The following is a 12083-nucleotide window of genomic DNA, read 5'->3' as shown; positions in this document are numbered from 1 at the left end:
ACGCGGTCAAGGCTTCAGGCTTTGCAGGCGGCGGGCGGGTTTCCGTCGCGGGCCCCCAGTTTGCAGGATCGGTCGATCTCGCCCTGGATCAGATCGCACGGATTGGCGGCGTTGCAGGGCGGATGGGTGGCAGGGCTGACCTGGACGCAGCGTTCGACCAGGCGGGCGGCGGCGCTGGCGCCGATGGCGTCACGGCAGGCGACCTCGCTGGCCGGCACGCGAACCGGCGCCATGTCCGGGCCTTCCGGAAGGGTGGCCTGCGGCTCTTCGGCCGGCGTTTCGGCGGGCTTGGCCTTTTCGGGCGCGGGCGTCACGGACGGGGGCGCCGGTGCCGGCGTCTCCTCGGGCGGCAGGGGTACGGCGTCGATCGCGTCGGACGGCGCGGCACCGGGGCCCGAGGCGCCCGGATCGGCCGGGCCGGACCTTTGACAGCCTGCCGCCAACAGGATGCAAGCGGCCAAAGGAAGCCACAGGGTCGGGGCAGAGGAGATGCGACGCACGGGCTGGCCTCCGTTCAGGATCGAGGTGGCGACCATGCCCGGCCCGAGGCGCGGACGAAACCCCTTATCGCTTCACCACCGCCAGGGCCGCCTTCTGCAGGGCGAACAACTCGCCGCAACCGACCTCGGCCAGGGCGAACAGCCGGTCGAACTCGGCCCGGGTGAAGCCCCGCTTCTCGCCCGTCGCCTGGATCTCGACGATCTGGCCCGCCCCGGTCAGGACGAAGTTGGAATCCGCCTCGGCCTGGGAATCCTCTTCATAGTCGAGGTCCAGGACCGGAACGCCGTCGCACACGCCGCACGAGACGGCGGCCACCTGATCCAGGATGGGGTCGGCCTTCAGCACTCCTTCGTCGCGCAGATAGTTCAGGGCCGAGGCCATGGCGACCCAGGCGCCGGTGATGGCGGCGGTGCGGGTGCCGCCGTCGGCCTGGATGACGTCGCAGTCCAGCACCACCTGACGTTCGCCCAGCGCCTTCAGGTTCACCACGGCGCGCAGGGACCGGCCGATCAGCCGCTGTATCTCCTGGGTGCGGCCCGTCTGTTTGCCGACGGCGGCTTCGCGCCGGCCGCGGGTATGGGTCGCGCGCGGCAGCATGCCGTATTCGGCCGTGACCCAGCCCTGGCCCTTGCCGCGCATCCAGCCGGGAATGCTCTCCTCGACCGAGGCCGTCACCAAGACCTTGGTGTGCCCGAAGCCGATCAGGCACGAGCCCTCGGCGTAGCGGTTGACCCCCGTCTCGATGGTCACGAGACGCATCTGGTCGTCGGTGCGTTGCGAATGGCGCATGAGCATGATCCCTTGGCGGCCGGACCCGAAGTGTAGAGGGCCTTGGAAGCGGCAGCGGCGCTGCTTATCCTGAAACCGTGAGCCTGTATGCCCCGAAAAGCCCGCCGTTCGACGCGGGCCAGTCCCTTGCCGGGCTGGCCGGGCTGGATGCGCGCGCCCGCGACATCTTCCGCCGCATCGTCGAGAGCTATCTGGAGACCGGCGAGCCGGTCGGCTCGCGCACCCTGTCGCTGGGCGGGGTGGCCCTGTCGCCGGCCTCGATCCGCAACACCATGCAGGATCTGACGCTGGCGGGCCTGCTGGCCGCGCCCCACACCTCGGCCGGGCGGATTCCGACCCATGCGGGCCTGCGCCTGTTCGTCGATGGCCTGCTGGAGGTCGGCGACCTGACCGCCGAGGAGCGGCGCGAGATCGACGGGCGTCTGGCCGGACGCGGACGCAACTTCGACTCCGCTCTGGACGAGGCGTCCAACCTCCTGTCCGGTCTGGCGGGCGGCGCAGGCGTGGTGTCCAGCCCTGTGCGCGATGCGGGGGTCAAGCACGTCGAGTTCGTGGCCCTGGGCCCGGACCAGGCCCTGGCGGTCATCGTCGCCGACGACGGTACGGTCGAGAATCGGATCATGGCCCTGTCAGCCGGCGTCACGCCATCGACGCTGCAGGAGGCGTCCAATTTCCTGAACGCCCGTCTGCGCGGCCGACCCTTCGCCGACGCCAAGCGCGAGATGACTCAAGAGCTTCAGGCCGCCCGCCGCGAGCTGGACCAGACCGCCGCTAGACTGGTCGAGGACGGCCTGGCGGCCTGGTCGGGCGGCCCGGATCGTGAGCGCGCCCTGATCGTGCGCGGCCGCGCCAATCTGCTGCAGGACCGCGAGGGGCTGGCCGATCTGGAGCGGGTGCGGGTCCTGTTCGACGATCTGGAGCAGAAGGAACAGCTGATCGGCCTTCTGGACGGGGTGGATGCGGCGCAGGGCGTGCGCATCTTCATCGGGGCTGAAACGCGCTTGTTTTCACTTTCGGGTTCCGCCGTGATCGCGGCGCCCTATATGAGCGGTCGACAGCGGGTCCTGGGCGCCATCGGCGTCATCGGCCCCGCACGACTGAACTACGCCCGTGTCATTCCGTTGGTGGACTATACCGCCCGGGTGCTGGGCCGGATGCTGGACGGGAACGAGACGTGAGCGACAAACCCCTGAACGACGACATCAACGCCCTGGACGCCGAGGCGACGGACACCAATGCCGAACACGGTCTGGACGCTCATCCTGCAAAGGATGGGGGCGGTGACCTGGCCCCGCTGGACGCGGTGATCGCCGAGCGCGACGAGTGGAAGGACCGCGCCCTGCGCGTCGCCGCTGACATGGAGAACCTGAAGCGCCGCGCCGAGACGCAGCAGAACGACGCCCGCGCCTTCGCCATCCAGCGCTTCGCCAAGGATCTGCTGGGCGTCGCCGACAATCTGGAACGCGCCCTGATGGCCGCGCCCAAGGACGCGGACGGCCCGGCCGCCGGTCTGGTCACGGGACTGGAGCTGACCCAGAAGGCCTTGCTGCAGGCGTTCGAGACCAATGGCCTGAAGCGCGTGGCGCCGGAAGCGGGCGAGACCTTCAATCCCCACCTGCATCAGGCCATGATGGAACAGCCGTCCGACACCGTGCCCGGCGGCACGGTGATCCAGACCATGCAGTCCGGCTTCGAACTGTTCGGCCGCACCGTGCGCCCCGCCATGGTGATCGTCGCCGCCAAGGGTTCGGGCGCCCAGGCCCCTAATCCCTATGGATCGGCCCCCGCCTCGGACGGCCAGGCCTTCGACGGCAAGGCCTGACCCAAGGATCGACGGGCGGCGCTGTCAGAACCGGCGCCGCCATCCTCCGATCAGGGCGAACTCCGGCGCGGCGTCGGCGACATGGCGCGGCTCGCGGGTGGCCACGGCCTGAAGCGTCACGCTGGATCCGTCCCACACATCGCGTTCGCCGCCCAGGATGAAGTCGATCTGACGACCGCTGGGCGCCGCCGAGAAGCTGCGCCGCGAATAGGTCAGCGGGTCGAAATAATCGGTCGGCACATCGGCCAGATAGGCCGAGAAACCGCCACTCTCGATCCGCAGCGGCTGGGCCAGGGTGAAGCTGATCCGGTCGCACAGGATCGAACATCCGCTCAGCAGCCCCAGTCGCCAGTTCGAACTGATCGCCGCACGGTCCATCGACAGGAACCGTCCCTCGATCCGGGTCGATCCCAGCCCCGCCTCTCCGATCAGGCGCAGGCCGGGCGTCAGGGTCCAGTCGCCGCCTAGCGCATAGAAGGCCGTCCGCGACGGCAGGGCGAAGTCCGATCCGCCGGGCAGGAAGGCGCCCAAGGGCCCCAGCCGTTCGTCCAGGGCGCCGACGCTGAACGACAGGCCGCCGTCCGCGCCGCGCCAACCGATGGAGGCCCGGTTGTAGGTGGAGGCGTCCTGCTCGACCCGGCGCAAAGGCATCCGCCGATCCCCGCCCCCGCTTTCGGCCGAGACCGTCACGGCCCCGAACCGCATCGCGCCGCGCACGGCGTGGTCGGCCTGGGCTAGGGCGGAAAAGCCGTCGCCGGCCGAGCCGCCGAAGGGCGAGACCGCCCCGCCCCGGCCCTGCCAGGCGGAGAAGCTCAGCCGCCCGCTCTCCAGGTTCAGCATGGCCTCCTGGCGCGGCTCGTCGCCCATCCAGGGCGCATTATAGAGATCGTGACGCGGCGCGATCGGCTCGGGCGCCGGGCCCGGCTGGGCCGCCACCAGGTTCAGTCGCCCGCCGCCGGGCAGGGACAGGCTGGTGGTCGCCGTCTGGTTCTGTTCGAACGGCGCAGGCTGATAGGAGCGGCTGGGCGCCGTGGGATAGGCCCCGCCCAGCTGGACGGCGAACATCCGATCATAGGCGTCGTACAGCACCGTGTTCAGCGCGCTCTGACGGCCGAAGGCGTCCCCGAAGGCGCCGCCGATGAAGCCGCCCGGCTCGATGGACGTCTTGATCGCGCCTCCATCCGCCATGGGCGTCGAGGTCGTTCCCGTCGGCCGGAAGGCGTTGGCCAGGTCCAGCAGACCGCGCCCATAGACGATGTCGGTCCCCGGATCGCCGGCGTCGCGCGCCGTATCGACCAGAATGGCCAGGGCCTGTCGCGCGCTCAGATTGGGGAAGGCCTGCATCAGCAGGGCCAGGGCGCCGGACACATGCGGGGCCGAAAAGGAGGTGCCGCTCACGCGCCAGCATGACGTGTCCTCACAGCCGGTGACGACCTCCTCGCCCGGCGCGGAGATATAGGCCGAGGCGGTGTCGCCGGCCTTGTTGGAGAAGCTGGACATGATGTCGGTTGCGCCATGCGACCCCACGGCGATGACGCCGCCGGCGAAGCGCGGATCGACGGCATAGCGTGCGGGCCAGCCCGGATTGGCCTCTCCATCATTGCCGGACGACGCCACGATCACCGCGCCCGAACTGACGGCGCGCAGCAGGGCGGCCTCGAAGGCCGAACCCAGCCGCCCGTCTCCGCCCAACGACATATTGATGATCTTCACCCCGTTGGTCACGGCGTAGTCGAGGGCCCGCACCAGGTCCGAACTGGCGAAACAGACCTTGTCGTCCTTGTCCTTGCAGTCGGAAATGTCGGCGCGGATGGACAGGATGGTCGACTGATAGGCCACGCCGATCGTGCCGAAGCCATTGAAGTTGGAGGCGATGACGCCCGAAACCCGCGTGCCGTGGCTGCTGGATCCGACATAGGGGGTGTTGCGACCCACGACGACATCGGTCGAGGCGCTGGAAATCCTCCCCTCCAACTCCGGCATGGTGTTGGCGATGCCGGAATCGACCACCGCGACCGTGACCCCCGCCCCCGTCGCGCCCGTCTGCCAGGCCGACTGAACCTTGATGTCGGCCAGGCCGTAGTTGCGGAGATATTCGCTCGACGACATGGACGGCGGCGGCGGCGGCGGCGGCGGGGGAGGAGGTGGTGGTGGAGGAGGAGGTGGTGGAGGAGGAGGTGGTGGAGGAGGCGGCGTGATCGTGCCGCCGCCGGTTCCACCGCCGCCACCGCCCCCGCCGCACGCGGTCAGCGGCAGGACCATCAGACCCAAACCCAGAACAAGCGCCGCCCGGCGCCGCAATCCGATCATCGCCCGACCCTCCCGCTCCAGGCCGCCCTCCGCAGCCGTCGTCCAGTAACGTCCTAATTCTTTAAAGTTTTGTCGAAGGTCTCCAGCAGTTTGGACCAGCCGTCGCGGGCGTCCGCCTCGACGTAGCTTGAGCGATAGTCGGCATGAAAACCGTGCGGCGCATTGGGATAGACCACGATCCGGCTGCCGGTCTGGCCGGCGCGCGCCAGAGCCTGACGCATCCGTTCGACGCTGTCCATTGGGATGCCCTGGTCCTGACCGCCGTACAGACCCAGAACCGGCGCCTTGAGGTCGTCGGCCAGATCGACCGGCCAAGGTTGGCCGGCCGAGACCTGGGCCGGGGTCGCCTCGGGGGCCGGCGCCAATCGACCGTACCAGGCCACGCCCGCGCCGATGACGCTGAACCGGGCCGCCGCCTGCCAAACCACCTTGCCGCCCCAGCAGAAGCCGGTGATCCCGACCTTGCCGTCCCTGGCCCAGCCCTGCTGGCTGACCCATTCCAGCGTCGCAGACAGGTCGCCCATCACCTGCTCGTAGCCGGCCGCCCCGACGATCTGCATGATCCGCTGCATGTCCGACAGGGGCGCCGGGTCCTCCACCCGGTTGAAGAAGGCGGGCGCAATAGCGGCATAGCCCTGTTTGGCCAGCCGGCGGCAGATGTCGCGGATGTATTCGTGAACGCCGAAAATCTCGGACACCACGATGACCACAGGGAAGGGCCCCGCCCCTTGCGGGCGCGCGACATAGGCGGGCAGGTCGAACCCGTCGGGTGCGGCATAGGTGACGGTCTCGGCAGTCAGGCCCGCCGCCTCGGTCGTGATCGGCTTGGCCTCCTTGGCCAGGGCGGCCACGGCGTAGCCGGAGAACAGTAATCCACCCAGCGCGCCCAGGCTTCGTCGGCTCAGCTTCAGATCTTCGGGGGTCTGGCCTTCGGGACGGTTCAGCACAGTCATGGGCGGACGCTCCAACACGGGAAAGCCGTCAGAGCATCACGACCATGGCCAAGCGTCCAGTCACGTTAAGGCGCGCGGATCGGCAAGATGGGCGCTCAAGCAGCGAGACGCCGCGCGTCGAGCGGTAGCGCCCATCTTGCCCGGCGTCAGTGCCGGAAGACCCGTACGCCGGTGAAGGCCATGGCGATGCCCTTCTCGTCGGCGGCGGCGATGACCTCGGCGTCGCGCATGGAGCCGCCCGGCTGGATCACCGCCGTAGCGCCCGCAGCGACAGCTTCCAACAAGCCGTCGGCGAATGGGAAGAAGGCTTCCGAAGCGCAGGCCGAACCTTCCGCCAACGAACGGGCCAGGCCCTTGGCTTCTCCCGCCTCCTTGGCGCGGATGGCGGCGATGCGGGCGCTGTCGCGGCGGTTCATCTGACCGGCGCCGATGCCCGCCGTCTGACCGTCCTTGGCATAGACGATGGAGTTGGACTTGACGTGTTTGGCCACGGTGAAGGCGAACAGCATGTCCTGGATCTCGGTCGGCGTCGGCTGGCGCTTCGTCACGATCTTCAGGTCCGACGGCTTGATCAACGACCGATCACGGGATTGGACCAGGAAGCCCCCGGCGACCGAACGGAACACCTCACCCGGACCATGCGGATCAGGCAGGCCGTCGGTGATCAACAGGCGCAGGTTCTTCTTGGCCGCGAAGACTTCCTTGGCCTCCTCGTCCGCGCCCGGTGCGATGACGACCTCGGTGAAGATGCCGGTGATGGCGCGGGCGTCTTCGCCGTTCAGCGGGCGGTTGACCGCGATCACCCCGCCGAAGGCCGAGACCGCATCGCATTCCAGCGCGCGGGCGTAGGCTTCCGACAGGTCTTTGCCGACCGCCACGCCGCAGGGGTTGGCGTGTTTGACGATGACCACGGCGGGCTGCTCGAACTCTGCGACCAGCTCATAGGCGGCGTCGGCGTCGGCGATGTTGTTGTAGCCCAGTTCCTTGCCCTGCACCTGTTGGGCGTAGGCCACGCCCGGACGACGCTCGCCCGTGCGGTAGAAGGCGCCCGTCTGGTGCGGGTTCTCGCCATAGCGCAGCGTCTGGGCCAGCGATCCGGCGATGGACTTGCGCGCCGGGGCCGCATCTTCAACCTGACCGGCGAACCAGCCCGAGACGGCGGCGTCATAGGCGGCGGTGCGGCCAAAGGCGCGGGCGGCCAGACGCTTCCTCAGCGCCAGATCGGTCGAGCCGTCCGCCTTCAGCGCCTCCAGGATCAAGCCGATCGACTCGCCGTCCACGGCGACGGCGACATAGCCATGGTTCTTCGATCCCGAACGGATCATGGCCGGGCCGCCGATGTCGATGTTCTCGACCGCCGCCTCGAACGATCCGCCGGCTGCGACGGTGGATTCGAACGGATAGAGGTCGATCCAGACGATATCGATGCCGCCGATGTCGTGGTCGGTCATGGCCTTGGCGTGGTCGGCGGCGTCGCGAACGCCCAGCAGACCGCCGTGGACCACGGGGTGCAGGGTCTTGACCCGCCCGTCCATCATCTCGGGAAAGCCCGTCAGGTCCGCCACATCCTTGACCGGCAGGCCCAGCTTCTCAATCGCCGCGCGCGTCCCGCCGGTCGAGACCAGTTCGACGCCCAGATCATGCAGGGTGCGCGCCGCATCCTCCAGCCCGGCCTTGTCGGACAGAGAGATCAGTGCGCGTTGCGGCTTGACCCGGTCAGGGGCGGGCGGAAAGTCGGGAGCGGCGGGCATGAGGCGGCGTCCGTGAAGGCTGGAGGAGGATGGCGCGCCCTCTAGCCCCAAACCGGCGCGGCGTCACCCCACGGACGGTTTCAGCCTGGGTCGCCGCTGGCGCCCGCCGGGCTCAGCTTCCAGCGGATTTTGGTTTCGCTGTCGGTGCGGGCCGAACCGCGCACCACGATCTGCAACGAACGCCGGGTCAGGCCGGCGTCGATGTGGACGCTGGGTTCGATGGCGACATCGGGGCCGTCGGTCCTGAACCACCAGCCGCGGCCGGACGCGCCGCGCAGCAGGATCGAGCGGCGGTCCCGCGCCAGAGAAGCCTGCACCCCTGGCTCCAGATGGAAGCGGATGGCGTAGGGGGCCGCGATCTGGCGCACCATCTCCTTGCGGCCCGGCGTCGGGAACACTCGCTCCTCGGCGCGCAGCTCATCCAGCCGCTGGTCCAGATAGAGCCTGCGCTGATGATTCAGGCCGAACAGTTCGGTCCAGCCGTCATGCTCCATCTCCAGCCAGACGGCGCCGTCGCCTTCCCGGCGGTCGGCCGTGACGTGGATCGGCGGTCCGACCAGGCGCGCGCCAAGCAGATCGCTCTTCCATCCGCTGAGCGGTTCGTTCAGCGACCGCTCGCCGAGGGTCAGGGTCGAATGGGCCGGCGTCAGGCGCAGGGCTTGCCGGTCCGTGGCGGCCGGCGTCCAGCCCGAGCCGGTGACCAGACGGTCCTTGCCGCAGGCGATCTCCAGCGCCAGCGGCTGGGCGCAGGCGGCCGCGCCCCACGCCCCGGCGGCCGGCGCGGCCGTGTCGGCCATCAGGGTCAGCAGCGGGCTGGCGATGCGGGTCAGGCCGGCGACCTTGCCGTCCGGCGAAGGCGTCTCGGCCTCCTCGTCATGGGCGCGGGCGGCGCCGACCCGTTCGGCGCTTGAGGCGCCCCCGCCCTGGAAACTGGCCAGCCGACCGTCGGGCAGGGTCAGGACACGCAAGCCTCTGGTCAGGCGGGCGATAGCGGTTGAAACGCCTTCGGGCGTCGGCTCGGACAGCTGCGACAGGGCGTCGTCCAGCGTCAGCAGATCCAGCAACAGCTCCAGCCCAGCCTCGGGACTGCGCGAGGCATGGCCGCCGTCCTCCTGGACCGTGGTCTTCAGCGCGCCGTCCAATGAACCCAGGGCGCGACGACGCAAACCCTGCCCCGCCGGTCCAGCCAGGACGCAGCCGCCGATGGCCGCCGCCGTCAGCCGTTCGGCCCGGCTGGCCAGTCCGCCGGGCGGACGCAGCAGTTGCCGCGTCTGGCGCGCCAGACTGTCGGCCAGGATCAGGCGTTCCGTTTCGGTCGCAACCGCGCCCATCCGTCGCGCCGCGCAGGCCAGATTGACGACCCGGCGCGCCAGAATCTCCGGCCCCCAGGCGAAGGGGGACCAGCGCGCGAAGGCGTTGGCCCAGGCCAGGGTCAGACGCAGGCCCTCGCGCGCGCCGCGATCCCCCTGGGCCATCAGCGCCGGCAGCCAGGCGAAGGCGTGCAGTTCGACCGCGAACGGCCGGGACGGACTGGGCCGGTTCCACGGATCGCCCGACGGCTCCACCTCCATCGCGGCGCCGGCCAGCATGAAACGCCCCGCCAGCACATTGCGACCCGGCGCGGGATCATGGGGGCGGAAGTCGCGGGGCGTGGCGGCGAAGGCGCTGACCTTGCGCCCCTTCAGCGTCAGCCCATAGCCCGGCAGGCCGTAAAGCTCGATCCACAGCTGGCGCGTCGCCAGACGTCCGGCGATGGCGGGCCACAGGCCCGGCCCGGCGGTCGTGTCGCCCGCGCGCACGGGCGTTCTGACCGGCGCGCCGGGCAGGCCGGGGATCTGGCCCGAGGCCACGTCCAGACCGGCGTCCTGGCCGCGCGGGGCGAAGGGACCAAGCGGGCTCATGCGTGTTCCGGCGCGGCCTTCAGGGCGGCGATATTGGCCGCATAGTCGCCCTTGAACACGAAGGAGCCGGCGACCAGGGCGTCGGCTCCGGCGGCCACGCAGGCCCCGGCGTTGGCCGAGGTCACGCCGCCGTCCACCTGCAGATGCGCCGTCGACCCGGCCCGGTCCAGAATGACCCGCGCGCCCGCGATCTTCTTCAGCGAACTGTCGATGAACTTCTGTCCGCCGAAGCCCGGATTGACCGACATGATCAGCACCAGATCGACCAGATCGACCACCTCTTCCAGGATCGACAAGGGCGTCGCGGGATTGAACACGACCCCGGCCTTGGCGCCCAGCTGACGAATGCGGCCGAGCGTGCGGTGCAGGTGCGGGCCGCTTTCGGGGTGGACCGTCAGGATATCGGCCCCGGCGTCGCGGAACGCCTCCAGCCACGGATCGACCGGCGCGACCATCAGATGCACGTCGAACGGCAGGGTCGTGTGCGGCCGGATCGCCTTCACGATGTCCGGCCCCAGGGTGATGTTGGGCACGAAATGCCCGTCCATCACATCCACATGCACCCAGTCGGCGCCTGCCGCCTCCAGCGCACGGACTTCTTCACCCAGCCGCGAGAAGTCGCTGGCGAGGATCGACGGACAGATCAGAGGGGTAACGGCCATGGCCCTCGGGATAGGACGGGTTGCGGGCGGGAGCAAGGCGCGGCCGCTCAGGAAACCCTTTCCAGCCTGGCGGCGAAGAAGCCGTCCAGGCCGCCTTTCTCGGCCCACATGGAGGGCAGGATGCGAAGCCAGCCTTCGGAGGTCAGGGCTTCGGGCGGCGCGCCGATGGCGGCGGGGTCTGCAGGGGCGGTGCGGAAGGCCGGGTTGCGGCGCAGGAAGGCGATGATCTGGGTCTCGCCCTCCTCACGCTCCAGCGAGCAGGTGCAATAGACCATGCGGCCGCCCGGCTTGACCCGTTCGGCGGCGGCGTCGAGCAGGCGGTGCTGGACGTCGGCCAGTTTGGCGACCTCGGCGGGCCGGGTGGCGCGCAGGACTTCCGGGTTGCGGCGGAAGGTGCCGGTGGCGGTGCAGGGCGCGTCCAAGAGGACCGCGTCGAAGGTGCGGGCGTCATCCCATTCCTCGGCGGGGACGGCGACGACCTCGGCGGTCAGGCCGGTGCGTTCCAGATTCTGCGTCAGGCGCTTCAGACGCGGAGCCGAACGGTCCAGCGCCACGACCGAGGCGCCGGCGGCGGCCAGTTGCAGGGTCTTGCCGCCGGGCGCCGCACACATGTCGAGCGCGGTTTCACCCGCCTTCACATCCAGCAGACGCGCGGGCGCCGCGGCGGCGGCGTCCTGAACCCACCAGTCGCCGTCGTCAAAGCCAGGCCAGGTCGCCACATCGCCGCGACGGCCGGTGCGGACGGTTCCACCCGACAGGGTTTCGCCGTCCACGGCGGCGGCCACGGCGGCCGGATCGACGCCCGGCTTGAGGCTGAGGTCGGTCGCCGGCTCCTCGCGGGCCGCCAGCGCCAGTCCGACCAGAGCCGCCTCGCCATAGGCCGCTTTCCAGCGCGCGGCGATCCAGTCGGGCAGATTGCTCTCGGCGGTCGTCAGGCCGGGGCCGTCGCGGCCCACGCCGCGCAGCACCGCATTGACCAGATTCTTGTAGGGTCGGGTCTTCGGGTCGCGTTCGGCCAGTTTCACCGCCGTCGAGACGGCGGCGAAGGCGGGGGTCTCCAGCACCAGGGTCTGGGCCAGGGCGATGCGCAACAGGGTGCGCACCGCCTCAGGCGGCGACTTCTGCAGGCGGCGATCCAGGATCTGGTCGATCTCGCCCAGACGGCGCAAGGCGGCCATGGCCACGGCGCGGGCGAAGGCGCGGTCCACCGGCGCCAGGGCGCGGGCGGGCGGCTGGGACAGGGCCTCGTCCAGGCCGTTGCGCTTCTCCAGCGCGGCGTTCAGCAGGATGCCGGCGACCACGCGGGCCTCGACGCCGATGTCGTCCTGAACGGGCGGGGCTTCGGTCGAGGTCGGGCGCGGCCTGCCCTTGGTCGCCATCCGGCGTCCTCGCGC

General features: G+C 70.2%; 10 protein-coding genes. 2 read left to right on the top strand and 8 right to left on the bottom strand.

Annotation, left to right across the window (positions count from 1 at the left end; all coding sequences use genetic code 11):
- Positions 1 to 14 precede the first annotated feature (14 nt).
- On the bottom strand, positions 15 to 536 hold the full coding sequence (locus tag P0Y50_04765; GenBank protein WEK40924.1) for a hypothetical protein: 522 nt from the start codon (positions 534 to 536) through the stop codon (positions 15 to 17).
- 28 nt (positions 537 to 564) lie between these two features.
- Positions 565 to 1290 carry a ribonuclease PH gene (rph, locus tag P0Y50_04760; protein WEK40923.1) on the bottom strand — a complete coding sequence of 242 codons (726 nt, stop codon included), beginning with the start codon at positions 1288 to 1290 and terminating at the stop codon, positions 565 to 567.
- Between the two features lie 83 nt (positions 1291 to 1373).
- On the opposite strand from rph, the gene hrcA reads away from it, so the two are divergent.
- Entirely contained in the window at positions 1374 to 2468 is a 1095-nt protein-coding gene (gene hrcA / locus P0Y50_04755; protein ID WEK41525.1) for a heat-inducible transcriptional repressor HrcA, read from the top strand.
- Entirely contained in the window at positions 2465 to 3112 is a 648-nt protein-coding gene (gene grpE, locus P0Y50_04750) for a nucleotide exchange factor GrpE (GenBank protein ID WEK40922.1), read from the top strand. Before hrcA ends, grpE begins: the two co-directional genes overlap by 4 nt.
- Positions 3113 to 3136: 24 nt before the next feature.
- Here the strand turns inward: grpE and P0Y50_04745 are convergent, their stop codons facing one another.
- The 6 genes from P0Y50_04745 to P0Y50_04720 form a co-directional block, all read right to left on the bottom strand.
- Positions 3137 to 5221, bottom strand: coding sequence for a S8 family serine peptidase (locus P0Y50_04745; GenBank protein WEK40921.1), 2085 nt, complete (start codon positions 5219 to 5221; stop codon positions 3137 to 3139).
- A gap of 254 nt (positions 5222 to 5475) precedes the next feature.
- Complete coding sequence (locus P0Y50_04740) at positions 5476 to 6375, bottom strand: dienelactone hydrolase family protein (GenBank protein WEK40920.1); 900 nt, start codon at positions 6373 to 6375, stop codon at positions 5476 to 5478.
- Between the two features lie 146 nt (positions 6376 to 6521).
- A complete protein-coding gene (gene purH, locus P0Y50_04735; GenBank protein WEK40919.1) occupies positions 6522 to 8126 on the bottom strand; it encodes a bifunctional phosphoribosylaminoimidazolecarboxamide formyltransferase/IMP cyclohydrolase in 1605 nt (534 codons plus the stop codon).
- An 80-nt stretch (positions 8127 to 8206) separates the two neighbouring features.
- Positions 8207 to 10027, bottom strand: a complete 1821-nt coding sequence (locus P0Y50_04730; protein ID WEK40918.1) for a heparinase II/III family protein — start codon at positions 10025 to 10027, stop codon at positions 8207 to 8209.
- Positions 10024 to 10689 carry a ribulose-phosphate 3-epimerase gene (rpe, locus tag P0Y50_04725; GenBank protein ID WEK40917.1) on the bottom strand — a complete coding sequence of 222 codons (666 nt, stop codon included), beginning with the start codon at positions 10687 to 10689 and terminating at the stop codon, positions 10024 to 10026. The genes P0Y50_04730 and rpe overlap by 4 nt, the downstream gene beginning before the upstream one ends.
- Positions 10690 to 10736: 47 nt before the next feature.
- The gene (locus P0Y50_04720) at positions 10737 to 12068 is read right to left on the bottom strand and encodes an RsmB/NOP family class I SAM-dependent RNA methyltransferase (protein ID WEK40916.1); all 1332 of its coding nucleotides are present in this window, start codon (positions 12066 to 12068) and stop codon (positions 10737 to 10739) included.
- Positions 12069 to 12083: the final 15 nt, after the last annotated feature.

It is taken from the genome of Candidatus Brevundimonas colombiensis, assembly GCA_029202665.1.
In the GTDB taxonomy this organism is placed as follows: Bacteria; Pseudomonadota; Alphaproteobacteria; order Caulobacterales; family Caulobacteraceae; genus Brevundimonas; species Brevundimonas colombiensis.
Note: the sequence above shows the minus strand (reverse complement) of the source record. Positions and strands in the feature narration are given on the sequence as shown.